We start from the raw sequence: 24386 nt of genomic DNA, 5'->3' as shown, positions 1-24386 counted from the left end.
GACTTCAGAAAAACACTTTCGATGAACGGACTGGTTTCAACTTGTAGGTATTTATCGAATGTAATCGATAAATTCGTACGAGTTTATCGAATGTGTTCGATAAATTCGGACGGTTTGGTATAATAAGTAGTGTGACTGGATAAAGGGGTGATCCGATTGCGGATAGATGAACTTTATCTCATGAATCCGTGGTGGCGCTCTCCAGAAGAAATATACGCCGACAGGAACATCAGATCTTTCGAAAAAAGCACGTTCAGATACTATCCAGAAAAATTCTTCAGGGAAATTCCAGAGGATAAACCCGGTATATACACCATCAGAGGGCCTCGTCAGATAGGGAAGACCACCTTCCTTAAACTCTACATCAAAAGGTTGATCGAAGATGGTGTGAAACCATCCAATATATTCTTCTTCACGTGTGATGGAATAAAAGACAGGTTCGATCTGATAGAAACTGTGAGGGTTTACTTTCAGATGTTCGAAAGAAAACAGGGAGAGATCAGGTATATCTTCATTGACGAGATAACCACCATTGAGGACTGGCAGAAATCGTTGAAGTATCTTGTAGATATCGGCTTGCTCGACGACTGCCTTGTTGTTCTCACAGGCTCTTCCGCTTACGACCTGAAAAGGTCCAGTGAAAGACTTCCAGGAAGAAAGGGTCATGGAAAAGACCTGGTTTACATTCCCATCACGTTCGGAGAATTTCTGAGAAGTTCAGGAATTGAAGTTGAAAGAAAAACGATAGAAGAAATTCTCGAAAGTACCATTGACGATCTGAACAGACTATACCTTAGAAACGCTTTTTTAAAAGAGCACTTCATGAAGTACCTGAACACAGGAGGTTTTCCAAAGGTAATAGATGATTTTCTGAGGAAAGGCAGAATCACCGATACGACAAAGAACGTGTACAAAGACTTCATTCTCGGAGACGCAGAAAAGTATATAAGGGCAAGAACAAACTTGCTGGAGATATTCAGAAAACTTCCAGACATCGTTGGTCAGAGATTTTCCTGGAACTCCCTGGTTGACGTTTTCACAGGTACCGTGGAAAGTGTTGATACGATTCAGAAATACTTCGAATATCTGGGCTACAGTTTTATACTCATGAACGTCTTCTTCATCGATATTTCCAGAAAGACCATCAGACCCAAAAAACAAAAAAAGACCTACCCGATCGACAAGGTGATTGCCGATATAATATCTGACATCAGTGGGAAAACAATCAAACTTCCACAACTCATAGAGATGTTCACGCTGAGGCATCTTTTGAAAGGTTCTGACGTTATCCACCACGGCATGAATCTCTACGACGGGCCGTTCTTCTGGTATTCAGAGAGAGGAAACGAGATCGATTTCATCTACAACCATGAAGGAACCCTGATTCCAGTCGGAGTGAAGTACCAGAACAGGATAAACAAATCTGATTATCTTGGAATGAAAAGGGTATTCGGCAGAGGAATTCTCATCACCCAGGATGCGATCTTCAGAGACGAAAATATCGTGGCGATCCCGGCGTGGCTCTTCTTTGTGGTGTTTGAAGGGAACGAATAGCGACCTTTGGCTTCACAATGTTCAAAGAAATCTCTGTTCTCAGCTCTCAGCCCATAAGGAATCTTTCAAATGATCTCAGAAGAAGGCCCAGTGAAAGCCGATACGACACAGTTTCTACAACTGGTCATGTTTTCTTCTCGCCTTCCTTCTGAATCTTCCAGAATCGAAGCCGAAAGGTTGGTGAACTATGCCGAAAAGATCGTCTCAGATTCGTGGCGCTCTTCAGCTCATACGCAAAGGGAACTTCACCGCCTTCAGCGACGTCGATCTGCTTGTAGTTTATGATGACCCAATCAGAGAAGATGCCTACAAAATAGTGAAAAAGACCATCAGGTTGAAAGGCCTCGAACTCCACGTCTATTCTCTGAGTGAATACAAACATGTCGGTATTTATCGAATGAATTTGATAAATTCGTGCGTTTTTATCGAACATCGCAAAGAAGGCGCAGTTTTCTACGTAATGGAGATGAATTTACGGATTCAGCGTGTTTGTGGTGAATGGTTCAGAGGCGGCGGAACCCCAAGAGAGTTTTACGAGCCATCACGGGTTGAAGCGGGAAGCCATAGGTTTTCAAGATTTCGAGTTGGGTTTATCATGATACATCAAAAGGATTCAGTGCACTTGAGGAACTGGCTGTCTCAGAAGTATTATGACGTTTTGCTTGACATGTTGTGGGACATATCGTATGATTTTAGTGGAGGTGATGATATGCGCTTTGTTTCAAGTAGAGACATCAGGAACAATCCGGCTGTGCTCTGGAAGGACGACGAAACAGTCATCACAGTGAATGGGAAGCCAAAGGCTATTGTCATGAAAATCGATGGAGATCCAAAGGAAATTCTGGATTTCATAGAAAAAATAAGAGTTCAAATGGCAGTTGAGAAGTTACGGTTGTTCTCACTGGAAAAAGGATTGGACAAGCTCTCAGAGGATGAAATCGAAGAGATAGTAAGAGAGGCAAGGAAATAGAAATGAAAGTGGTTGTTGACACAAATGTTTTGGTATCTGGAATCATAAATCCACACGGCAGACCTGCCCATATTCTCAATCTTGTCCTGGATGGAAAGCTCATACTCTGTATTGATTCCAGAATATACGATGAGTATGAAAGAGTTCTTCTAAGTCCAAAGTTTTCTTTTCCTAAGGAGTATGTGAAAATACTCTTGGATTTCATAAAAAGAAAGTCTGTATTTGTAGTACCATCACCTCTTAGAATAGATCCACTCGACGAGTCCGATCTTCCCTTTCTGGAAGTTGCTTTTTCAGCAAAAGCGCCCATCATAACAGGAAACAGAAAACATTTCGAGAACGTGAAGGGAATAGAAATATACACTCCCTCTGAGTTCATTGAGAAGTTCATTAGACACGCTCTTTGAGAAGCTCTTTCTCATAGAACACAAACCAGAAAGCATACTCTCTTTAGGGGATCGTGATGAATGGCTATTTGGCTTAGAATTGCTAGAATCTTAGTAGATCGTATCAGAAAAAGGTATCTCCAAGCTCGATAGAGGTAGGAATAGGGACTTTGGCCAGCCCTGTGCGGTTAAAGCTCGTAGGTTGAGCATACCGCACAAAGAACCTTATCCCTTTTTGGGGATCGGAAGGAGGTCAACATCTCGACGCAGTAGGCAAACTCGACAGATGACGGACAAGCTTTCTTAATACGAATGAATCAATGGTGATTCTATTTGTATACTTCCCATATTCCCGAAGGAGTTATTTCGAACGTTGCTTGTTCTTCCACAACGGATCCCGGCATCCAACAAAGACCATGAGTTACAATGTTCCTTCCGGATCCTTTTTTGTCATCCCATTCTCTTCCCATAAAAATCTCTATCTCGCCTTTCATGTTCAAATTCGGCTCGTATTTCGCATGTGCCCAAATGAAATTCCCTTGCAAGATCGTCACTTTTACTGACTCATCACTCTCAAGCCAGCTACCGCAAAATCCTTTTGACCTGAGATCTGTATCATCCAATCTTTCCAATTTCACCAGTTCTGTTTCTCCAAATCCATATTTCCTTTCACCACCTATTTGCAGAGACTGCAATAATTCTGAGAGCTTTACCTGAACATCTTCATATGTGAATAAAAAGTCATCTTCTTTAGGGTGACCATCGATTTTTATCCACATCAACCCTTCGAGAAATAGAGGTGAAGAATCTTCTGTGTTTCGATAATTTATGTATTCAAGGTGATGTAGGGTTTCTTCTTCCGCAGATAAAGAATTTGCATCTATGGCGGTTGTTGATATAGAGCGGATATATTTCTTCTCAAATTCGTACAGACACATTCGACCGAGTTTCAAACCCTCTTCGGTGTAATGAGGAAGGAAAAGTTCTTTGCCGTTTGAAAAGTAGAAATATCCGAATCTCATCTTTTCTCTCAGAAATTGCCCAGCTTTTTTATAATCATTTCTCCCTGTTTTCTGCACAAGTTTTACCGTCATAGCGCCCCATAAAGTCCTTGCAGGAACATATAATCTCGTCCGTGTGAGGTGCATGATTTTATGGTATCCAATATGCAATGGTGATTTCAACTGGAAAACTAGAGAGTAGAGAATCCATTTTTCCTCTTTCATGTTCTATCACTCACTATGACTGCTAGATTCTTTCACCAAAGCCTTAGCGTGGTATCTTGCGTATATCAAGGTTTTCTCAACGATCTCGATTGCGAACATCAAATCGTGTATTCTCTCTGAGAGGTTACTTATGCTCGAAAGATCTTCTTCATTTGAATTCTTCATAATACCTATTTCACGTAGCATTTCTATGGCCTTTTTGAGGATTCCCTCTGCTTTATTTTCTGCTTTACAGAACAGTCCGAAGGCATAAAGACCTTGTTGTTGAAGAACACCCAGTGCCTTAGTTACAAGGCTTTGAATCTCCTTTGAATCGCATTCGCTCTTCATCTCATTGACGATATCGATGCTGTACCTTGCACAGATTTGATCAATATTTTTACTAATTTTCTCTTGCATCTTTGTTCACCTCTTCAAGATTCAAAACTCTCACTCTTCCCATACCGCGTGTGTTCATACCACCTATTCCAAGAACTTCGAAGAGTTTTAATCCCTCTTCTACTTGCTCTTTCACCCATTGTATATCAACATTTCTTCCATCCTGTAGTTTTAGATCCTTGTCACCAACCTTAAAAAATTCACCTGAGTTGTATACGACGTCGAATTTCAGGATGGTTCCACGTGGTATCGCTTCATAGGTGAAAAGTGCCTTCTCTTCTGCAGCCCCAGTGTCGGGATCTATACTTACCGATGTTCTCACTTCGAGGTTGCTATTTACGATTTTGGGGAAAACAGTGTCTGAAACAAGGACAACTCTTTGTTTTATAAATTCAGGTATTTCTTCAGGTATTTTTTTCTTTATTTGGTCTATTTTCTCAAGGTTATCTTTTGCCTTTTCCTGCATGATCCAGCCAAAGTTGAGGTTCTCTCTTGCTTCTACTTGCTTTCCAAGAGGATAAAACCTATCTTCCAAAAAATCAGCAATTTCATATGCTTCCAACGCTAGAGGGGAAGTTACCCACACAGGGCCTATCATCGACGCAACAGGAAAAAGGAGGATGTGTGCATCAAAAAATTGAGCGAGTCCTTGCAAACTATTTCCAGTTCCCTTAGAGAAACCATAAGGGACACAGACAGGACAAGCGGGATTCACCATTCCACAGTGCTTTTCGCCTCCTTCTCCCCCTCTCCCCGCACAGGAATATTCACGACCATTTTCCTCCCATCTGTATTTTTTAGTTTCAAGTGCGGTATAAGCTCTGGCAGGCCCGCTTATGCTTGACCCTGGGATTTTTGGAAGCTTTGTGGCAGGGTCTCGAACTATGGATAGATCGACTCTTTCTAGTCTAGTTCCGCCTGTTCCAACATGTATTGGGTCTATGGTCATAGCATAATAGGGTTTCACATAGGGTTTCATATTGAATCAGCCCCCTTTTCCGCTTTCTCCTTTCTAACCTGAAGATTCCAGTGAAGACACAATTCAAAAAGTCCATCTTCAATTGCTTTTTTTAAAAATTCGAATTCATCTGAAGAAGGATTAAGACCAAGTATGTTGATGAGGTTTGATTCCAGAAAATACTCAAAGGTTTCTTCGTCGTACTCTTTTATTCTCTCAAGTTCTTTCCAGAATGAATACAACTGCGAAAGAGTCCATTTTTTCGATAACAGATTTCGTTTCACCATTTCCCATAAGTTCTTGATATGATGTATATCATCTATAAACTTCAAATTTTCATCTACATTGAATCTATCTGAAGATTCTTCTATGTAGCAGAGTTTGAAGTAGGAGGGCTCTATCTTTATTCTGTCTTTTTCCTTTATCTCCTTTATATGAACAACATAATCTCCGCTGCCTGTATAATCAAAGCAGAGAGTCCTGTCTGGTTTTTCTGCACTGCAAATTCTTAAATATGGATACCAGAGATCTTCCACTTCTGGATCTTTTGTAGAGTAAGAGACAACCCAGTTTAGAGGGATTTCCCTTCTATCAACCTGCAATACGAGTTTTTTACATTTTCCCAATTCTGAGTCTCCAGCGATATCTTCCACTTTTATCACATCAGCTTCTATTGTTTTCGACATTTCGAATCTTTTCAACAGCCTCCTTGCAGCATCCATCACGATATAAAGGGGTGTTCTTCGGTGGAAAGCAATGACTCCAAGGTGGAATGGCAATCTGTCTCTCACTTTGGAGAATTGTTTTTCGTATTCCATGAGGATCTTTTCTGCTATATCGAGAGCTTCATAGGCAGGAACAAGTATCATGAACTGGTCTGGGAAATCGTAAATCTCTATATAAGGGATATAATCTTGGAATTCATCATCAGCTGGCTTTGCTTCAATGATCATGTAATCTTTCCAATTTTTCTCTTCTTCTGTTTTCAGTTTTATATTTTGCCCGGAAAGTGCTTCTGCTATTTCCTCGACAGTTCTTCCGAATTTACTTAAAATCTCAAGATTTGTTGTGCTTATAAAAATACCCTTTGTATTATCAATGCAAACAGGACTGAATCTTACACCGCCTACAATTATGTCGCATGTTGCATTCTTTGGAATGGATGGATTTGGAGAAATTACAAGCTGGATTCGCTTTGTTCTTGGGTTTGAAGGTATAAAAGAATTTATTATTGTTTCGAGAATAGTTTGATCAATAAACTCTTTAGTTGTCGACCAAATACGCCTTAAACGGGCAAACGAAGGATGTTTTCTAAAGAGTAGCTTGATGAGATGTCTTGCTTTTTCTTCTTCATTCACAAGATTTAAAGCATACCCAGTAGCATCCCTTTCAGCGAGAGAATTCCAGAGCTTGCTGAAATCATCAATTTTTATACCAACAAGCGATTCGCAAAGTTCCTTTCCAGTTTGGTCTAGTTTAGAATTTTTGAACATATCTTGAAATTTTCTTTCTAAATCCTCTATTTTGTGGATTCCGAGCTTCGAACACAACTGAATATTTCCGTTTTCGCTTTTCCATTCCTCAAAGGTTGTCGAAATTAAGGTGTCCAACAATTCCCCAGAAAGCCATTTATTTAAATTAAATTTTCCAACGATCATAGCAACACAGCCATTTTTGTCTGATACTTCATCTAACCATACGGTCTTTTTTGGATCTTTATTCCAAGACTCTGCTCTCTTCTTGTATCGCTTATCACACACTTCACATCTATCATTTTTCTCCGATTTCATTCTGACACCACAAACTGGGCATTTTTCGAAAGAAAACTTATTCTCTTGATTGTTATTGATTGCAGCATTTCTCTGATGTTTCATCATACCACTAATATGTGGAAAGGAAATTTTTTTCAGAGCATTCATTCTTTCACTGGCAATAACAGTCATGCTTCTGCTCTCTCTTGAGGTATCAATATGAAGACTAACATCGAAACTGAGGTGATTGAAGAAAGTCTTCTCGATTTCCTCTAAAAATTTTTTTATTTCCTCGAAAGATGGGCTGGAAAAGTAAATACCTGTTTCATCTCTGTAAATTTCATTACCAAACGGATAGTCATACTCAACGAACTTCTTGATTTCATTGAAAAGTTGTTCGGTTTCTTCCCGGTATCCTAAAATATCTCCTATTTTCAAACCTTTGGAAAGCAATCTGGGGATATCCAGATTTACCGATAATATCGTCCATTTAGATTTACTTCTTGGTTCATACCAACCATCTACAAGCATTTTGGCAAGGTTAGATTTCACCAGAGATGCAATTGAGTAAGCGTAATCGTAGAGAGAAATTTCATTGATGGATCTCCTTGTTTCTCCAATGGTTTTTGAGTAATATTTTGTGATGATCGAAAGAAATCTTTGATAACTCTCATAGGAAATCTGTTCTTTCGTCTCGAGTTCCGTGAAAATGTTGTTTAAAATCTGAGAAAGTTCTTCAAAGAATTGCTTCTTTAAACCCCGATCTTTCAATAATTCTATTTCTTTTTCGTAACCAAAAGCTGTGGAGCGAAATATATAGTTTTTTCTCTGTTTTCCTGCTTCCACTATTCTGCCAGCCAACGATTTGTCTATACCAGATACGATTCCATGAGCATCTGCCAATATTTTACAAAGTCCTTTTGGAGCATCTCTCCAGGTGTGTTTCTGAATAAAATTGCAGAAATTATCAATGTCCTTTTTTAATTCTTCAACAGCTGCACTTGTGTTCAACTTGCTTATGAAATCTTTTAATTTTTTATTGGTGAGCATTTCGTATAACCTTGTGTTTTCAAAAAAATCGGAATTTGAACAGATTTTCTGATAATCAAATTGAAGATCAGAATCTCTCACATGTGTCTCCAAAAACTCCTTGGAAAATCTTCCCACCAGATGCAAATACGCTCCTATTTCAGCGAGCAATATCGGAGTTCTGTTCTCCTTTAACGTTTCAAGAATACTCATCTTCCACACCCCAAATACTCTCCAATCCTTCAAAATTTGAAAATTCCCGGGTAGATAAAAATCCTTTTATCTCCACCCTGCCAGTGTTGAAGTTATTTCTTGCTTTTCCAAAACCGATCGTCTTCTTTGCAGAAAATCCATACTTGAGCATCATGGCCTTGACACCGGCTATGACCTGGCTCAGATCTTCCCAGACCTTCTTTTTCAGTTTTTCATCATCGTCTCCAAGCCAATAATAGGGGACATAAAGTAACCTGAACATCCCTTTTGCTCCCTCGGGAACGATTTCGAAATAGATAGGATTTTTACCTGTCTTTGTCTTTCTGTCGTGTGGGTTTATGACCATCAGGTCGATCCTGTCCCAGAAGGTAGGGTAGAAGTGAAGCATTCCTTCGACGTGTATATCTTCTGGCTTGTCGTTGTTTTTTTCAAACATCTCTGTTAGTTTCTTTCTATAAATTCTCTTCGCGTCTGGGCACATTCTGTCCAGATACTCCGACCATCCTTTCGGTGTTCCTTCCCATCCCTTTTCCGTTCCGAAAAGCAGCGTATGACGAAATCTCGTTTCTGCAAATTCTTCTGGATCGTCTTTTTTCTTTTCTAAAAACTCTTTCATCATTGCCCATCTAAGATTCCCTTTCCAGGTAGTAGCAGGTGTGTAGGGTACTCCAAAAACTACATCTTTTTTTACAGGATTTTCGATGATATAAAACGGTATATCGTCTTTCGACAGAAAAGGTTTCTCCAGCTCCAACTGAAATTCAAGGATCCAGCTTCCTTTTGGTAAAAGGGTGATGTCTATACTTGAATCTATTCCAAGTGATTTTATTTCATTCAGTTTGCCATGAATGTACTGATCATATTTCTTTTGAGAATGCAAAATCGCTATTAATCCAGCTCTATTACGTCTATTTCCAGATTTCGCATAGTCGATGACGCCTTTACCTTTGGAGTAAGCGGTGGAAAGAAGTAAAATCTTCTGATACGTGTCTAAAATATCGTTGTATTTTCCAGAACCATTTATGAGTTGGTCGATACTTTGCTCATTTTCAATCTGATAGTAGGCATAGAAATCATGATACATCATTTATCCTCCCTCAACAAACTTTCAATGAAATCATCGAAATTTCGCTCTTCCTTAATAGTGTCTCTATTTGAGGCATATTCTCGCCATACATCAAGTCTGTGATCTGATGTTTGATTACCCAAAAGCGTGTAAAATTCTCTGCTACTCAATGCATCTTTGAGATTTTTCAAAAATGACTCCCTCTGAAATCCATAAAATGTACTCTGCGGTATCCATCCCCAGATCCTGATTTCCCAAAGATCATCACTGATTTTATAAGCACAGGAGATGTTTATCTTTGAAGCACATCTATTGATGATTTCCCCAGCTCCGAATTTTTGACCACAGTCCCGACATTTGTAGGTTTCATTACTCTCTTTGTCAATTTTTGCGCTGTAACATTTTGGACACACTTTTTTGCTGGTTCCAAACAGCCAGTTTTCCAAACCTTTTACATTTTGATTGGACCTCCAAATTCGGCTTCCATTACCGTATCTCAACCAGTTTTTGATCACAGGTGCTATGGGTAGAAAATCGTTGCGAATACATACCTCCATTGCCTGTTTGGTTTCTTCTTCAGTTATTCCATCTATTTCTTTCCACCAACTACTTTTATTCACTTTAAATCTGACTTTTGCAAAAAACATTTCTCTGAGGTCTGGAAAATCAGGTTCATTTGATCTCTGGCGTTTTCCTTTCTGTGAAAGATTCTCAAGAACTTTTTTGAAATTCTCGAAACTGATATCTGGAGGATTTGTTACTTCAACAACTCCATATCCAAGTTGTGTTTTTGCTCCAATTCCTCCCCACTTTGAAGCGATAATCAATGGTGTTAATACGAGAACTTCATCGAATTTCCCATCGAGAGAAATCATTTTCAACTCTAAATTTCCTGCAACACCAGGTCCAAAAAACCAACCACGTGATCGATTCGAAGGTTTTATGTTTATTCTACGAAAGGAGATTCTCTCTCCTCCATTTATTTCAAGTCTGAACAATCTCCTTCTTCCCGTAGCACCAAAAATCAAACAGGAAGGGCAATAATTCCCATCATCAGGACACCTCGAATTGCTGGTAGGAACACATGCAAATTCTTCCATTCCTCTAAGAAGTGCTTCTGTCCACCATCGGAGGGAACCCATTATTCCGGTTGGCTGAATAGCATCACTTTTTGAATCGATATTTCCTGTCCAGATAGGGGTTTTTGCCAGAATTTTTTGAAAAACAATGAGTATCAACCCCCCACGGCTTTGACATACGGAGAATCAACCAAATCGCTTGTTGTACTTTGGTAGTCTTTTGTTTTCTTTCTCGAACTTACTCAACAACGCTTTTTCTCTCTTTTTCGCCTTCTCTTTTGAGAATGTTTCTTCGTATCTGAAATACGTTACCTCTTTGTAGATATTCTCGGTGAAATGTCTTCTCAAGCGTTCTTTGAGTCTTCCATGTCCTATATAGACGATTTCCTTATTTCTGTCTGCCAATTCGTACACACCGAATACATCCGGTACTTGTTCAATCTTTTTTTCCTAAAAACAAGACCACTTTTTCTGGATATCCCTGACGTTCATCTTTTCACCGCACAACTCACTTGCCTATTTTTCCTGAATTATACTACTTCTCTTTTATAATTTTTTATTTGTGTAGTGTTACAATTTGATTCAAAATTCCAAAGTAATGGCATTCATAAACATAAGTATGTCTTCATCCTGACACCCTCGACAGACTCGACAGACGCTGAACGGATTCGGCAGCTTTCACGGGCGGACATGACTTGAAAACTAAACACGTCGGTATTTATCGAACAGATTCGATAAATTCGTACGTTTTTATCGAATGAGATAGAGGAATTCGAACGAATATGGTAAAATTTGAAGATAGCCTTTTCAGATAATTGCGTACTATTTGAAGCGTTCTGCAGCATTTCAGAGCTGGCGTTGGAAAAAATTCTATCATTCTTGTCAATGAAATTCAGAATCGGGAGAATAAAATTTCCAGGCTGCAAGCACTGTGAGAACTTGTATTTTCTCCAGAGAGTTACCTTCTTTGAAAAGTTTTTCACACATCTCCCGAACATGTGGATTTTGCACAAAATGTATGTTTGCACTGTAGAAGGAATTTATAAAATCTTTTAGTTTTTCGTTTGTGTTGTACCAGTAATCGATTGGATTCATATGCCATCTGCTTGCTAAAGAGCTCTTTTTGAATAACTTGATAATAACTTTCCTCGGCAGTGCCTTTAGAGTAATAGAGTGTCCACGTATTCTTATGGAGAGATCCGTGATTCTTCCTTGCATTTTTTCCCAAACATACTTTGCAGCATCGGGATGTTTCTTCAGGATCCATTTTTTGTATATTCTGTGATCGAATCGGTACTTTAAAGGTATCTTCAGACAATACGTGAAGAAATCCACATCTAGGAAAGGAGAAACTACTTCGGTGTATTTCTGAACTGGTAGATTACCCGATAGAATACCATTGAAGCCTCGATTATAAAACTTGAAGACCTCTTCATTCTCATACTCATATCGCAAAAATTTTACCTCATCTGATCTGATCAGTTTCGTAGAATATGCTCCCGCACCCGGTGTATAGGGCTTTTCAGGATCTTCAGAACCATAATAAGTTCCGAGAATTACGTCCCCCAATTGCCCAGTATGATACAATCCAAAATTCTGGAAATTCAATTTACTCACAGCATGATGGACATGAGCAGCACCGGAATAAAGGACATTCCCGTAATTGATCTTGAGCATGTCATAAATGTTAGTCAGGTACAGACCGTTATCAAGAGAGAAGAAAACCCAGTCATGTTTCAAGTCTCGGGCGATGCTTTTGGCTACAACTTCATCTATGTAATCCGTCTGCGAAAATGTGACATTCAGCTGTTCTGTGTAACCCATCTCGTGGGCGACCCACACTGTCATTCTTGAATCGAGCCCACCACTCAAGGAAGCAATGTGTTTAAAGCCGTACTCTCTGTCTTTCTCGAACTCTAACCTAACAGCCTTGCGAAACAGCTTATCTATGTTCTCAATAATTTCCTCTTCCGTTTGTGTGTTGTCTGGTTTGTTATCAACCACAAAGTAGCGATTAACATTAAAATCTCCGTTTTCAACCTTTATATAAGTACCTGCCATCAATTTTTTTATCTGTCTTATTATCGTGTAATCTTCCAGCATGTATCCGTAGGTGAGAATAAAGTATGCTCCGATTTCATCAAGGGAGTAAGGTATACCATTGTTTTTCATATAATCGACGATCCAAGTCATTTCCGATGCAACTATGAGTCGATCTTTAAGTAACAAGTAGAAAATCTGCTTGTCTCCAAAATGATTTGTGTAGATAAGCCACTTATCAGTTTTCCTGTCGTACAGCAATCCGGAAAAACTCCCTCTGAACTCTTTGAAGAAAGTTTCCCCGTTCTGCTCGTACATTTTTATAATAGCGTTCTTCAGATCACTGGTCTTGTACTTTTCCATCAATTCCAGGGAATTAAGTATCACACCTTCTGTCAGGACTATGTAGTTTTCATCTTCAGCAAACACCTTGTCCCGTTCGAATTTTTTTATAGTTCTTCTCTCAATGTAATAGTGCTTCTCCTCTAAGGATTCAACCATCAAACCACTATCAAATGTGAGATTGAAATTCTTTGCAACCTTACCTTGTTTCAGAGATATCTCCGCAAGGAAACCCGGCATAGTGAAAAACCCTCCCAATTTAAGTTTTGAAGTACTTCTCGAGATACAAGTATGATACGAAAGATGAGATTACGAAAACAAGAACAGTAGCTACAGCTGCTCCTACAGCACCGTATGCTTTTATCAACAGTACATCCAGCACTATGTTAGCGCTACCACTGATGATTGCATTCCATAGATTCATTTTTACTTTCCCCAGACTCGCCAGAATGTTTCCAGCTGGTATTCTAAAAGTACCCGCTATTAGATATCCAAAGGCAAGTATCCTGAATGTTGTCACTGCATCAAGATATCTGGAACCGAATAGTATTCTAATCACCAGTGGAGCAGTGATTATCAGAAGTATTGAGATGAAACTGTTCAAAAATAACAGGTACTTTATCAATCGGTGATAATACTTTTTGACCCATTGTTTGTCCTCTTTTTTGCGGGCAAAGTAAGGGTACACATAGGTGATAACTGATAGTGGTATGAAATTCAAGGCAAAAGGTACAAGAGTCGAAGTTCTATATGTTGCCACAACAGTATCAGATTTCACAATGAGGCCAATTAACAGCACATCTATAAGATAAAGAATTTGGGATATTACATTCGAAAGCATAGCTGTGACGGAAAACTTCAAGAAAAGGATTCTATCTCCCCTGTGAGGTAATGACACAGTTTTGTATAAGCTAAGATAAGGTTTCATTATATAGACAGCAACCATCAATGTGATGGAATAGGCGATATATCTGCTAAGGATGAGCCCTTTTACCTGGTAGCAATAACCAAGAGCCAGAATGCTGAGAAACAAAGAGAGTGTATTCACTACCGTTAAGATTGAAAACTTCTTGTTTTTCAGCTCCGCTCTCAGAAAGCTTTGGATGATATCGAAAGAGATAGTGAACAACGGAACAAATGATAACCATCTCAAAATCTCAGTGCTTCCTGCCAGAGGAAGTTTGATAATCCAGGAAAAACAAAATAGCGCTATAGCAACAATCAGGTTGAAACTTGGCCCAACTCTCAGACTGTATTTTAAGTAGGACAACTTGTCAATCGTATTAGACGAAGAACTTGCAAACTGTAGAAGGCCAGATGCTACGCCTAAGCCACTGAGTAAAAGAAAAAAGTTCAAGACATTGTTAGCGTATGACCACTGTCCATATATTTCTTTGGATACGATTCTAACAACGACGATAGAAGTTCCAAACTGAATGATTTTATTTATGACATTTGCAGAAAATATATGAACAAAGCCATTTTTGAGAGCAACCTTAATGTCACTTCTCAAGGAACTCATCATGTTTGCACCACTCGCCCGTACACATCTATTTCCTTTCCCACTATATTTTTCCAAGTAAATTCTTTTACTCTCTCCAGAATTCTGTTCATATCGTATCCTTCCTTTAGAACTTCAACCACTCTTTTTGCGAATCTTTCTTCAAACTGGTCTCCTTCCTCGACAACGCATTTTGGAAATCCTATCGCTTCTGGTATCCCTCCGTTGCTGCTTCCGATCACGCATGTGCCACAAGCCTGAGCTTCTATCACAACAGCACCGAAGCCTTCTTCTCTGCTTGGAAGTACCATCACATCCATCGCATTCATGTACTTTGCCACATCTTTCTGCGGAATTCTTCCTGTGAAGACGATGTTCAAGCCTTTCGTTTCTTTTTCGATCTTTTTTCTCAACGGCCCATCTCCAACTATGATGAAGAACATCTCTGGTATCTCTTTTGCAATGAGATGGAATATCTCTCCCAGTTTATCTGCTCGCTTTATCGGTATGAGGTTTCCTACAAAGCCCACGTACTTGTAGCCTTCTCTGTGTATTCCAAGTTCTTTTCTTACAGCTTTTTTGTCCATGGGTTTGAATATTGTCTCGTCGTAGCCGTTTGGAATCACAACAGCGTTTTTGCCGGAAAATCCTAAAGATTTTGCTTTTTCAAGAAGCGCCTTACTAACAAATATCGTTGCCGATGCACTTTCAAGGATGGACACGTATATCTCTCTTCTCCGCGGCATGAGAATATTAACATCACTTCCGTGTAGGGTGACAATGAAAGGTTTTCTGTACTTTTCTGCTAAGATCTTTGCTATTAAACCTGCTGGAACACTGTACATACCGTGAGCGTGTATCAGATCGTATTCTCTGAAATCGAACGATTGTTCAATCGCTCCGACAAATCGCTCCGCAATCTTTACAAAATAGCTTCGAGAGATTTTGTTCATCAGTACTGTATGCAAGTTTCTGTGAATCAGAACAGGTTTGAACTTCACTCTCTCATATTCTTCCAATGGATATTCTCCATTCTGCTTCTTCAAGAGTTTCTTCAATAGAACCACCAATTTGCTATTCTCATAGGCTGGTGAAACAGCATCGAAGTTCACACCATAAGTCTTGTAATGCTTCAATCTTTGGACAATGAAGATTCCAGAATTTGGATTTGAAACCTTTGGAAAAAGATTGGTGATGAGGAGAGTGTTCATATTTTGAAGTTACCCCCAGTGTTCTTCGATTTTGTAGAATGTGAAATCCTCTCTTATGATATCTCAAAAGCAGTAATTAGAAAAAAACGATTCTTTCTTTATAAAAAGACTATTGGGATCATTTTTAGGAGGGATATATTCTTAGGAACGAAAGGATTTTTCTGAAAACAAGAGTATTTATGGAAGATTTCAATATCATCTCCACTGAAACATAAACAGTCAAACCTGTAGCGAGTTCCAAGACAATCCTCCAGATCGGATTTAGATTGATCTGAGACAAAAGGAGCAATACAAGAAGAGTTATTAGTCCTGCTACAATGTGTTTCCAGATCTGAGAGAATAAAGGTTTCAGAGAAATCAGCTTTCGTACCAGGATCATCTGAACCAGTGTAACTGTAAACTCTGCTACAACTGTTCCGATAACTGCTCCCAAAGCTTGATAGTTTGGAATCAACAGCAGGTTCATTGTGAAATTGACCAATGCTCCAGCTATCACGGAGGCTGTCAGGTAATTTTCTTTCTTCATCGGCACCATGATCTGGATACCAAACAGATTGCTCCAAGATATGAAAAGAATTATGGGTGTTATATAAATCACAAGATCTTTTACCTTAAGAAACTTACTTCCAAAGAACAATGGCACGAAATCCTTCATCGTAACCAAAATGAGTACCATTGCAAGAATAGAGTATTAGGTAAATCCTATCCCTATACGTCTTAGTTGGGATAAATATGTAAATTACAAACTAGTTCTCTACTTAAATATCTCACCAATCAATTCGATGAATTCTTTTTTATAAATTGTAATTGTCAGTAGAAAAATACCCGCTCCAAGAGTGACGAAACCTTCCATGAATCCCAGGACAAGAGTACATATAAAGAACAGAGATAAATAAACAACTAAGAATAGAAATTCTTTCTGATGAAATCGAAGATCTCTAAAATCTTTCAGAGAGTAGAACAGCCATATATAAAAGGTGATAGTTGTGGCTAAGGCTATAGATTGACTATTGTGGCCGATAGATAGAGCTATGGTATTCAAGGTGAAAGAAATAATAAGTATTGTGACAACAGTCCTGAAATACTTTCTTTCCAGTTTATTGACTTTATATAAATTGGTATATAAAACACTGATAATAGCAGTGGCAGGGAAGCTGGCAAAGAGTATTGATATTATGTCTAGTGATTTCACATATTTAAAGAGAAAAACCTTCACGATCAAACCTATAATAAAATATGAAGTTGATGAAATGCTTCCAACAATGATAAGATAGCTTTTCAGTTTGTTGAGCAATGATTCTGTATATCCTCTCGATAAATATGGATAAAACGTCATTGCAACAGATGAGATCACTAAGTTTATAACTGACATCAACGATACTGCAAAGGAATAGAAAGCAAAATCTTCTATTGTAAGCCACAACTTGACGAACCACCTGTCTAAAGAGTAAACGAGAAGTGTTGAAAGATTTCCGAGCATTATAAATATTCCTATTTTAAACAACATCTTTATTTCAGAAAAATCTTTTCCAACAGCGACATTGTTTATTTTAAACGAGCGATTGTATTCTATTTCATATACAAGGTATGGAAGATAAAGTGCTATTAGATAAGATATTACAAAAGGAATATAACTTTTCGAATTAAGGACAAATATTATAATCAAATTAAATGTAAGCAAGCTGATTGGATAAATGACTGCAATTTTTGAGTATACTGAAAATTCTCCCATTGCTTGATAGAGAAAGTTAAAGAATGTTCGTAAATTGGAAGGCACAATTGTCAGAGCAAATGATATGATTATAAAATCTTTTTTTAGTACACCCAAGACAATAAATATTAACGTTACAACCAGTTGAAACTTAAGAAGAAAATTACGTTCGTACTTCAGTGAGGATAGATCTATTTCGTGTCTTTTTCTCCCTCCATATTTTAAATAAATACCATCGTTAAACCCAAAATGTAATACACCAACGTAACTTGTGTAAAGAGTAAAAGTTTTTAGATAAGCATATTGATCAATTTCTAAGACAGCAGGTATTAGAAAGCCATTAACCACTCCTATCAAAAATTGGATAAAGTTAGCGCCTAAGACTTTTACCAAATCCTTTTTCAAATTCATATTCAGTAATCACTTCCTAATTTTTCGATAAATTCTGTTGTTCTCCTTTTCCACGATTCCATCTTCATCCCAGTAAATTCCCTCAATCCAAACCCATCCAACACCGAAAACTTAGGCCTTTTCGCGGGAAGATTAAAATCTTCCTGCTTTGCTCTCTTGAGCTCTCCATCCCACCCTATTTCGTTCAGAATGAACTCAGCCCATTCATATCGAGAGCAATAGCCACTGTTCGTTATGTGATACAATCCGTACGCTTTGAGTTTTATCAACTCCCACGTTGCTTTTGCAAGATCTGGTGCGTACGTTGGGGAACTCACTTCATCATCTACGATTCTCAGCACTTTGCTTTTCTTGCTCCATTCCAAAACTTTTCTCACAAAGTTCATACCATCACCGAACACCCAGCTCGTTCTGATGAGGTAGTATCTGTTAGAAAAGCTCATAACGAATCTTTCTCCAAGTACCTTACTCTCACCATATTTGTTTATAGGATCGGAAGTGTCGTATATCGTGTATGGAGATCCTTTCTTTCCTGAAAAGACATAATCCGTTGAATAATGAACGAGTTCCGCACCTATTTCGTTTGAAACTATCGCAAGATTTTTCGGGCCGATGCCGTTGACAAGGTACGCTGTTTTCCAGTCTCTTTCAGCTTCGTCCACTTTGTTGTAAGCAGCACAGTTGATTATGTGGGTTATTTCCGGGTTCTTTGAAACAAATTCCCTGATCTTTCTGAGATCTGTTATGTCAAGTTCTTCTTTCGGTGCTGCTATGAATTCAACTTTCTCGTTTTTGAACAGTTCCTGAAAGGCTCTTCCAAGTTGTCCATTCGCTCCTGTTATAAGAACCTTCATTCCTTCAATCTCTCCCCGTACATTCGTTCGTAGTAGTTCATGTATTCACCGTTTATGATTTCCTCCCACCAGGAACGATTCTCTAGATACCATTTTATCGTGCTCTTCAAACCTTCCTCGAAGGATATTTTCGGTGACCAGCCAAATTCTTTTTTCATTCTGGAGATGTCAAGGGCGTATCTTCTATCGTGTCCAGGACGATCCTTCACGAACCTGATCAGACTCTCTGGCTTTCCAAGTTCCCTCAAAATCATCCGGACTACATCTATATTCGCTCTTTCGTTTTCTCCACCTATGTTGTAGATCTCTCCTTCTTTTCCTCTGTGAATGATGATATCAATCGCTTCGCAGTGGTCTTTTACATGTATCCAGTCTCTGACGTTTCTTCCATCTCCGTAGACAGGAAGAGGCCTGTCGTTGAGTGCGTTTATTATCATAAGAGGGATGAGTTTTTCTGGGAACTGATACGGCCCGTAATTGTTTGAACACCTTGAGATGGTAACGGGTACACCGTAAGTTCTGTGATATGCAAGAACTAAAAGATCTGCAGATGCCTTGGAAGCTGAATACGGTGATGAAGGCCTCAATGGACTGCTTTCGGTGAATTTCAAATCTGACCTGTCGAGTGGAAGATCACCATAAACTTCATCTGTTGATACTTGATGAAACCTCTTCACGTTGTATTTTCGTGAGGCATCGAGCAGCACCTGTGTTCCCAAAATGTTGGTCTTCAGAAATATATCAGGACTTTCGATCGATCTGTCTACATGTGACTCTGCCGCAAAGTTTATGACCACATCGGGTTTTTCCTCTTCGAAGATTCTGTACACCAGTTCTCTATCACATATGTCACCTTTTATGAATCTGAAGTTTTTCTTATCAAGAACAGTCTCCAGATTCCTGAGGTTGCCTGCGTAGGTGAGTTTGTCAATGCACACTATTTTGTAATCTGGGTACTTTTCCATCATGTAGTGAATGAAATTGCTCCCAATGAAACCAGCACCACCTGTCACAAGTATCGTCATCTTTTCTCCTCCACGTAGATGAAATTGCAATCGCTATCTTTCAGGAAAGGAGCGTTTCTGTCTTTTTCCGAGAGGATCGGATCTTTTATGGGCCAGTCTATTCCTATATCTGGATCGTTCCATCTGATGCTTCTGTCGTGTTCTTTTGAGTAGTACTGATCGACTTTGTACTGAACTTCCACGTCGTCAGTGAGCGTCAAAAAAGCGTGCCCAAACCCCCTGGGAATGAAGAGCATTCTTTTGTTCTCCTCGGAGAGCTCCAACATTATCCATTTTTTGTATGTGGGAGAGCCCTTTCTGAGATCGACGGCTACATCCAGTATCCTGCCTCTTGTACACCTTACAAGTTTCGACTGTGCCATCGGGTCGTTCTGAAAATGAATACCCCTCAAAGTGCCTTTCTTTTTCGAGTAAGAATGGTTGTCCTGGACGAAAACCACATCTATTCCCAGTTCCTTGAAAACCCTGTATGAATAACTCTCCATGAACCAGCCACGTTCATCTTCAAAGACTCTAGGTTCTATGATCAGAACTTCAGGGAGCTCTGTTTCGATGACCTTCATTTGTTTTCCCTCCGGTATATAATTTTACCCTCTGCAACCCTTCTCAGGTACTCTCCATACACAGAGTTTCTGTATTTCTTTGCAGCTTCGAGAAGGTCTTCTTTTGTAATCCAGCCGTTTCTGTAAGCCACTTCTTCCGGTGATGCTATGATGATGTTTTGTCTTTTCTGAACTATTCTGACAAATTCGGCTGCCTCGAGTAGAGCATCTGCTGTTCCCGTGTCGAACCATGCAAAGCCCCTTCCAAGGATTTTAACGTCAAGCAATCCTTTCTCAAGGTATATCCTGTTAAGATCTGTTATTTCGAGTTCTCCTCTTGCACTTGGTTTCAAAGTTTTGGCAAGTTCAGAAACTCCTGATGGATAAAAGTAAAGTCCAACAACTGCGTAGTTTGATTTTGGGTTTTTTGGCTTTTCTTCTATGGATAGAGCCCTTCCGTTTTCATCGAACTCCACCACACCAAACCTTTCTGGGTCATCAACGTAATAGGCAAATATTGTGGCTCTATCTGTGTTTTGAGCCGCTTCTTTCAGAATGCGTGTTAGATCATGTCCGAAGAATATGTTGTCCCCCAGTATGAGAGCACACGGGCTGTCTCCTATGAACTTTTCTCCTATTATGAACGCTTCTGCAATGCCTTTTGGCTGAGGCTGTTCTGCGTACTCAAGATGTATCCCAAACTGACTGCCATCACCGAGAAGGTCTTTGAATTTTGGAAGATCCTTCGGAGTTGATATTACGAGAATATCCCTTATCCCGGCAAGCATTATTGTGGTGAGGGGATAGTAGATCATGGGCTTGTCATAAACTGGAAGGAGTTGTTTGCTCGTTACAAGTGTCATTGGATAAAGCCGTGTACCTGCCCCACCGGCTAGGATGATGGCTTTACGCATATTGTAAATCACTCCTTCTTAAATAATTTCAAAATATGAACTGATAATATTTCTAGTAGCTTTACAGGGTAGAGAAAATATAACATGCCAGCAACAAATTTTCCTGTTTTCCCATTGTATTTCAAATTGTAATAAATTCTGCTCCTGAGTAAGTGATTATAATTCTTAATTCTATCTACTAGTCTAAATGATTTATGCCCATGGAAGTGAAGGTAAAATGTTTCAAAATCAAGAGCTTGTTTGAATCCTTTTTCCTTTAATTTTTTTGCTACGATCCTTTCCTCACAATATAGAAATGTATTCTCATCGAAAAAGCCTATTTCCTTAAAAACATCAAACTTGATTATAAAAAAGCTTCCTGGTAAAACATCAACATATGCTATTTTTTTATCCGTGATTTTAAATTTCCTATAAGATACTTTTCCAACTATTCTGTCAATTATCGAGAAGTTTAAAATTAAATCATCCAATCCTTTGGGTAACTTCCAAGCAACGATCCTAAAATCTAATTGTCCATCCAATATCTGCAGAGGAGAAATTGCTGCCAGTTCGGGTTCGGACTCGAGTTTATTTATAAGCAATTCTAAGTTGGTGCTGGGGAAGAAAGAAACATCCGGATTACAAATGGCTACATACTTGCATTCGGGAAAATGTTTTTCAATGAATTTTAATCCAAAATTATTGCCTCCTGAGTAGCCGTTGTTCTTGTTATTTTTAATGAGAATAACTCTATTTTCTTCTGAAAAAGCTTCAGATAGAACCTTGTATGACTCATTGGGGGAATTATTATCAACAACCAAAATCAGATAGTTATCATATACAATATTATCCAAGATACTTCTAACAGATCTTATCGTTAGCTCATAATTCAAGTAGTTCAGGATTATAAAAACCAACTCCGGATTCATAAAAACTCTTATCCTCCTTTTTAAGCCACGATAATCACTTTGAAGATATTTGATGAGTTTAATCTTCCGTATCATCAAGTTCCCTTGCAAGAATTTCTAATATTTCGAATACTTTTATGATATCCGATTTTCCAAGGCTAATTCTTTTTAATAACGAGTCGTCCAATACATTGGAAAGAGACTCTAGTACCTTGAGAGCATACATTAAATCCTCTTTTTGAAGCCTTACTTTTTTCAAAATGGATCTTAAGTATGATGATGAAATACCCTTTGTCCTTTCCAGATAAACCACTTCACAGTATTTCTTTAAGTAATCAAACTTTCCCTCCCAATCTTTCCCCATTACCAATATGTCTACGTTATATTTTTTTATGTCTTCTATCTTTTGCTCCCAACATGTTTCCGGTATTACTAGATCAACATATTTTATAGAAGCAACTATTTCTGCTCTTTGTTCGAAGGGAATCAAAGCCTTTTTTCCCTTTACAGCATTAAACTCATCTGTTGAAACTCCTACTATTAGGTAGTCTCCTAAAGCTTTTGCGCGTTTTAATAGGTTCAAATGGCCGATATGAAATAAGTCAAAGGTTCCGTAAGTAATAACAACTTTCCCCATAACTTTTCACCCCTTTTAGATGTATTTCTTTAAAACAAACTCATAGATTCTCTCGCAAGATTTCCCATCCTGATATTTGTGAACTATATCTCTTATTATTTTTCTTTGCTCTCTATAGTTGTCTTCCTTTTTCAAAATAACTCTTTCTAATTCTTTTTGAAGCTGTTCTTGGGAAGTCACTTTGGGGCCTGGTGTCCAAAAATCGTATGGCTCTAGAAGAAGTCCTCTTATTTTTCTATACTTCTCTAAATCATTACATACAAATATCATTGGACGATCGAGCAAAAGATAATCAAAGTATATGCTTGAGTAATCTGTTATCAAAAGGTCAATATCCGGTAGAATCTCGTAGAGGTCTATTCTCTTTTCTCTAAGGATCTGGTTACTCAGGAAAAACATATTATGATTCTCTTTATTTTCATAAAGCGCTTTGTAGTATCTCTCCTCAAAAGGGTGAAGCTTTGCAATGAACAGGATTTTATGCTTCCTGAGAAAGTCGAGGAAACCGTCGTGATCAAAACGATCAAACCCAAAAAGATTAGATTCTCTTTTTAAACCCTCCACCCTATTTTCATATCCTAACCTGAAGGTTGGGGAAAATAGTATTTTCCATTTATAATTATGAATTTGTGGGACAATTTCATTAAGCCTGCCTTTTTCAAATAGAAAATCATTTCGAGGAAGGCCGGTTATTACATAAGGATTCTTATAACAACCATAGCAAGCATTTATGATGGTGTTATAGAAAACCGAGGTAGAAATTATAATATCAGGTTTATTTGCAACATAAGCATAGAGTTTTTTATTACACTTTCCCAAACTCCTGTCAATCAGTCCCATAGCTTTAAGGGGTATTCCATGCCAGAGTTCTACTACTAGCTGTTTTCTTCGTTTTATGAGAGGAACTGATAGGTGTGTTGAGAAAATTATTCCCGATCTTTTTATTTCTGCGATTTTCTTTATCTTTGACAAAATATTGCTGTTGTCATCAAAAAAGATTTCCACCTTATAATTCTGACCCACTTTCTTCGTCAGATACTTATACAATGCATATGCGTTTGAACCACTATAGGGGGTACCGTCTACTATTAAAATCTTTTTTTTGTCACAAGGCATTATCAGGAGAATCATTTCCAAAAAAAGCTTTATCGCACTTTTAAATAACATTTTCATATCTTCCCTCCTAACAAAACATAACAGTAGAATTTCTGCGCAATTTGCTAATCCTCATAATTGATTTCTCTCCGAGAACATTAGTTAAGGCATCTTTTATGTTATATCATCGTCACCAAGATAAGTATACTCAATTTGTCACCTCCTTGTCTTCATTGAGTTATATATAATTTAAAGTTTCTTCTTATATCCACCTTTTCGGATTAAGCCCGAAATGAAGGTAAAATAATAAAATTTAAAACTGCTTCCCACAACGTACTTTACTCCCAAATTTTTACCATAAGCAAAACCACCATTTTTGGGTGATTTCAATACAACTATACTGGGATTGTTTGAAAACTTCTTCTTCAAAACTTCATAGTCATTGTTAGGAGAATCATTGTCAACGATTATTATTTTGTGTATCGGAACAGATTGGTCAAGAAGACTTTTTGCGCATGCAATAGTGTCATTACTACCGTTGTAATTTACAATAATTGCTGCGGTCTTAGACATTAGTACCAGCTCCTTTATCCAACATATTTCAAG

23 protein-coding genes are annotated in these 24386 nt (G+C 38.4%); 3 read left to right on the top strand and 20 right to left on the bottom strand.

Going from position 1 to position 24386, the window contains the following annotated elements; all coding sequences use genetic code 11:
• Positions 1-156 precede the first annotated feature (156 nt).
• From TRQ2_RS01635 to TRQ2_RS01625, 3 genes are all read left to right on the top strand, one after another.
• Positions 157-1554 carry an ATP-binding protein gene (locus TRQ2_RS01635; RefSeq protein ID WP_012310468.1) on the top strand — a complete coding sequence of 466 codons (1398 nt, stop codon included), beginning with the start codon at positions 157-159 and terminating at the stop codon, positions 1552-1554.
• Positions 1555-1741: 187 nt separating this feature from the next.
• Positions 1742-2524: a nucleotidyltransferase domain-containing protein gene (locus TRQ2_RS09945; RefSeq protein WP_012003238.1), complete on the top strand. Its 783-nt coding sequence runs from the start codon at positions 1742-1744 to the stop codon at positions 2522-2524.
• 2 nt (positions 2525-2526) lie between these two features.
• Positions 2527-2931, top strand: coding sequence for a putative toxin-antitoxin system toxin component, PIN family (locus tag TRQ2_RS01625; protein WP_012003237.1), 405 nt, complete (start codon positions 2527-2529; stop codon positions 2929-2931).
• A 308-nt stretch (positions 2932-3239) separates the two neighbouring features.
• Here TRQ2_RS01625 and TRQ2_RS01620 read toward each other — a convergent pair whose 3' ends face one another.
• The 20 genes from TRQ2_RS01620 to TRQ2_RS01525 all read right to left on the bottom strand — a co-directional run bounded on the left by TRQ2_RS01620 (position 3240) and on the right by TRQ2_RS01525 (position 24353).
• Positions 3240-4136: an RAMP superfamily CRISPR-associated protein gene (locus TRQ2_RS01620; RefSeq protein ID WP_012310467.1), complete on the bottom strand. Its 897-nt coding sequence runs from the start codon at positions 4134-4136 to the stop codon at positions 3240-3242.
• Between the two features lie 6 nt (positions 4137-4142).
• Positions 4143-4535, bottom strand: coding sequence for a hypothetical protein (locus TRQ2_RS01615; protein ID WP_012310466.1), 393 nt, complete (start codon positions 4533-4535; stop codon positions 4143-4145).
• Positions 4519-5493 carry a type III-B CRISPR module RAMP protein Cmr4 gene (cmr4, locus tag TRQ2_RS01610; protein WP_012310465.1) on the bottom strand — a complete coding sequence of 325 codons (975 nt, stop codon included), beginning with the start codon at positions 5491-5493 and terminating at the stop codon, positions 4519-4521. The genes TRQ2_RS01615 and cmr4 overlap by 17 nt, the downstream gene beginning before the upstream one ends.
• On the bottom strand, positions 5490-8465 hold the full coding sequence (locus TRQ2_RS01605) for a CRISPR-associated protein Csx11 (protein WP_238514459.1): 2976 nt from the start codon (positions 8463-8465) through the stop codon (positions 5490-5492). Before TRQ2_RS01605 ends, cmr4 begins: the two co-directional genes overlap by 4 nt.
• Positions 8452-9549 (bottom strand): RAMP superfamily CRISPR-associated protein, encoded by a 1098-nt coding sequence (locus tag TRQ2_RS01600; RefSeq protein WP_012895962.1) that lies wholly within the window; start codon positions 9547-9549, stop codon positions 8452-8454. Before TRQ2_RS01600 ends, TRQ2_RS01605 begins: the two co-directional genes overlap by 14 nt.
• Positions 9549-10769, bottom strand: coding sequence for a type III-B CRISPR module RAMP protein Cmr1 (gene cmr1 / locus TRQ2_RS01595; RefSeq protein WP_012310462.1), 1221 nt, complete (start codon positions 10767-10769; stop codon positions 9549-9551). The genes TRQ2_RS01600 and cmr1 overlap by 1 nt, the downstream gene beginning before the upstream one ends.
• Before the next feature lie 27 nt (positions 10770-10796).
• On the bottom strand, positions 10797-11024 hold the full coding sequence (locus TRQ2_RS01590; RefSeq protein WP_012310461.1) for a hypothetical protein: 228 nt from the start codon (positions 11022-11024) through the stop codon (positions 10797-10799).
• A gap of 468 nt (positions 11025-11492) precedes the next feature.
• Entirely contained in the window at positions 11493-13232 is a 1740-nt protein-coding gene (locus TRQ2_RS01585; RefSeq protein ID WP_012310460.1) for an asparagine synthase-related protein, read from the bottom strand.
• A 19-nt stretch (positions 13233-13251) separates the two neighbouring features.
• Entirely contained in the window at positions 13252-14517 is a 1266-nt protein-coding gene (locus TRQ2_RS01580; protein WP_012310459.1) for an oligosaccharide flippase family protein, read from the bottom strand.
• On the bottom strand, positions 14514-15704 hold the full coding sequence (locus TRQ2_RS01575) for a glycosyltransferase family 4 protein (RefSeq protein WP_012310458.1): 1191 nt from the start codon (positions 15702-15704) through the stop codon (positions 14514-14516). The genes TRQ2_RS01580 and TRQ2_RS01575 overlap by 4 nt, the downstream gene beginning before the upstream one ends.
• 124 nt (positions 15705-15828) lie before the next feature.
• Positions 15829-16359, bottom strand: coding sequence for a polysaccharide biosynthesis C-terminal domain-containing protein (locus TRQ2_RS01570; protein WP_238514470.1), 531 nt, complete (start codon positions 16357-16359; stop codon positions 15829-15831).
• Positions 16360-16458: 99 nt separating this feature from the next.
• Positions 16459-17826 carry a polysaccharide biosynthesis protein gene (locus TRQ2_RS01565; protein WP_012310457.1) on the bottom strand — a complete coding sequence of 456 codons (1368 nt, stop codon included), beginning with the start codon at positions 17824-17826 and terminating at the stop codon, positions 16459-16461.
• A gap of 2 nt (positions 17827-17828) precedes the next feature.
• Positions 17829-18680: a dTDP-4-dehydrorhamnose reductase gene (gene rfbD / locus TRQ2_RS01560; protein ID WP_012310456.1), complete on the bottom strand. Its 852-nt coding sequence runs from the start codon at positions 18678-18680 to the stop codon at positions 17829-17831.
• Positions 18677-19705: a dTDP-glucose 4,6-dehydratase gene (rfbB, locus tag TRQ2_RS01555; RefSeq protein WP_012310455.1), complete on the bottom strand. Its 1029-nt coding sequence runs from the start codon at positions 19703-19705 to the stop codon at positions 18677-18679. Before rfbB ends, rfbD begins: the two co-directional genes overlap by 4 nt.
• A complete protein-coding gene (gene rfbC / locus TRQ2_RS01550) occupies positions 19702-20268 on the bottom strand; it encodes a dTDP-4-dehydrorhamnose 3,5-epimerase (protein ID WP_012310454.1) in 567 nt (188 codons plus the stop codon). The genes rfbB and rfbC overlap by 4 nt, the downstream gene beginning before the upstream one ends.
• The gene (rfbA, locus tag TRQ2_RS01545) at positions 20265-21161 is read right to left on the bottom strand and encodes a glucose-1-phosphate thymidylyltransferase RfbA (RefSeq protein ID WP_012310453.1); all 897 of its coding nucleotides are present in this window, start codon (positions 21159-21161) and stop codon (positions 20265-20267) included. Before rfbA ends, rfbC begins: the two co-directional genes overlap by 4 nt.
• Before the next feature lie 8 nt (positions 21162-21169).
• Positions 21170-22069, bottom strand: coding sequence for a glycosyltransferase (locus tag TRQ2_RS01540; protein WP_012310452.1), 900 nt, complete (start codon positions 22067-22069; stop codon positions 21170-21172).
• 58 nt (positions 22070-22127) lie between these two features.
• The gene (gene tagD, locus TRQ2_RS01535; RefSeq protein ID WP_012310451.1) at positions 22128-22685 is read right to left on the bottom strand and encodes a glycerol-3-phosphate cytidylyltransferase; all 558 of its coding nucleotides are present in this window, start codon (positions 22683-22685) and stop codon (positions 22128-22130) included.
• A gap of 15 nt (positions 22686-22700) precedes the next feature.
• On the bottom strand, positions 22701-23858 hold the full coding sequence (locus TRQ2_RS01530) for a CDP-glycerol--poly(glycerophosphate) glycerophosphotransferase (protein WP_012310450.1): 1158 nt from the start codon (positions 23856-23858) through the stop codon (positions 22701-22703).
• 171 nt (positions 23859-24029) lie between these two features.
• Positions 24030-24353, bottom strand: coding sequence for a glycosyltransferase (locus TRQ2_RS01525; RefSeq protein WP_012310449.1), 324 nt, complete (start codon positions 24351-24353; stop codon positions 24030-24032).
• Positions 24354-24386 lie beyond the last annotated feature (33 nt).

The sequence above is a fragment of the Thermotoga sp. RQ2 genome (assembly GCF_000019625.1).
Classification (GTDB): Bacteria; Thermotogota; Thermotogae; order Thermotogales; family Thermotogaceae; genus Thermotoga; species Thermotoga maritima.
The sequence above is the reverse complement of the archived record's forward strand: the minus strand, read 5'-3'. Positions and strand labels throughout refer to the sequence as shown.

What these genes read in the sequence shown, in the direction of transcription:
- rfbA (WP_012310453.1), bottom strand. Translation starts at nt 21,161, where the DNA reads ATGCGTAAAGCCATCATCCTAGCCGGTGGGGCAGGTACACGGCTTTAT.
- TRQ2_RS01620 (WP_012310467.1), bottom strand. Translation starts at nt 4,136, where the DNA reads ATGAAAGAGGAAAAATGGATTCTCTACTCTCTAGTTTTCCAGTTGAAA.
- TRQ2_RS01570 (WP_238514470.1), bottom strand. Translation starts at nt 16,359, where the DNA reads ATGAAGGATTTCGTGCCATTGTTCTTTGGAAGTAAGTTTCTTAAGGTA.
- TRQ2_RS01605 (WP_238514459.1), bottom strand. Translation starts at nt 8,465, where the DNA reads ATGAGTATTCTTGAAACGTTAAAGGAGAACAGAACTCCGATATTGCTC.
- TRQ2_RS01525 (WP_012310449.1), bottom strand. Translation starts at nt 24,353, where the DNA reads ATGTCTAAGACCGCAGCAATTATTGTAAATTACAACGGTAGTAATGAC.
- TRQ2_RS01530 (WP_012310450.1), bottom strand. Translation starts at nt 23,858, where the DNA reads ATGAAAATGTTATTTAAAAGTGCGATAAAGCTTTTTTTGGAAATGATT.
- TRQ2_RS01540 (WP_012310452.1), bottom strand. Translation starts at nt 22,069, where the DNA reads ATGAATCCGGAGTTGGTTTTTATAATCCTGAACTACTTGAATTATGAG.
- TRQ2_RS01585 (WP_012310460.1), bottom strand. Translation starts at nt 13,232, where the DNA reads ATGCCGGGTTTCCTTGCGGAGATATCTCTGAAACAAGGTAAGGTTGCA.
- cmr4 (WP_012310465.1), bottom strand. Translation starts at nt 5,493, where the DNA reads ATGAAACCCTATGTGAAACCCTATTATGCTATGACCATAGACCCAATA.
- TRQ2_RS01625 (WP_012003237.1), top strand. Translation starts at nt 2,527, where the DNA reads ATGAAAGTGGTTGTTGACACAAATGTTTTGGTATCTGGAATCATAAAT.
- rfbD (WP_012310456.1), bottom strand. Translation starts at nt 18,680, where the DNA reads ATGAAGGTTCTTATAACAGGAGCGAATGGACAACTTGGAAGAGCCTTT.
- TRQ2_RS01615 (WP_012310466.1), bottom strand. Translation starts at nt 4,535, where the DNA reads ATGCAAGAGAAAATTAGTAAAAATATTGATCAAATCTGTGCAAGGTAC.
- rfbB (WP_012310455.1), bottom strand. Translation starts at nt 19,705, where the DNA reads ATGACGATACTTGTGACAGGTGGTGCTGGTTTCATTGGGAGCAATTTC.
- tagD (WP_012310451.1), bottom strand. Translation starts at nt 22,685, where the DNA reads ATGGGGAAAGTTGTTATTACTTACGGAACCTTTGACTTATTTCATATC.
- rfbC (WP_012310454.1), bottom strand. Translation starts at nt 20,268, where the DNA reads ATGAAGGTCATCGAAACAGAGCTCCCTGAAGTTCTGATCATAGAACCT.
- TRQ2_RS01575 (WP_012310458.1), bottom strand. Translation starts at nt 15,704, where the DNA reads ATGAACACTCTCCTCATCACCAATCTTTTTCCAAAGGTTTCAAATCCA.
- TRQ2_RS01565 (WP_012310457.1), bottom strand. Translation starts at nt 17,826, where the DNA reads ATGAATTTGAAAAAGGATTTGGTAAAAGTCTTAGGCGCTAACTTTATC.
- TRQ2_RS01600 (WP_012895962.1), bottom strand. Translation starts at nt 9,549, where the DNA reads ATGTATCATGATTTCTATGCCTACTATCAGATTGAAAATGAGCAAAGT.
- TRQ2_RS09945 (WP_012003238.1), top strand. Translation starts at nt 1,742, where the DNA reads ATGCCGAAAAGATCGTCTCAGATTCGTGGCGCTCTTCAGCTCATACGC.
- TRQ2_RS01580 (WP_012310459.1), bottom strand. Translation starts at nt 14,517, where the DNA reads ATGATGAGTTCCTTGAGAAGTGACATTAAGGTTGCTCTCAAAAATGGC.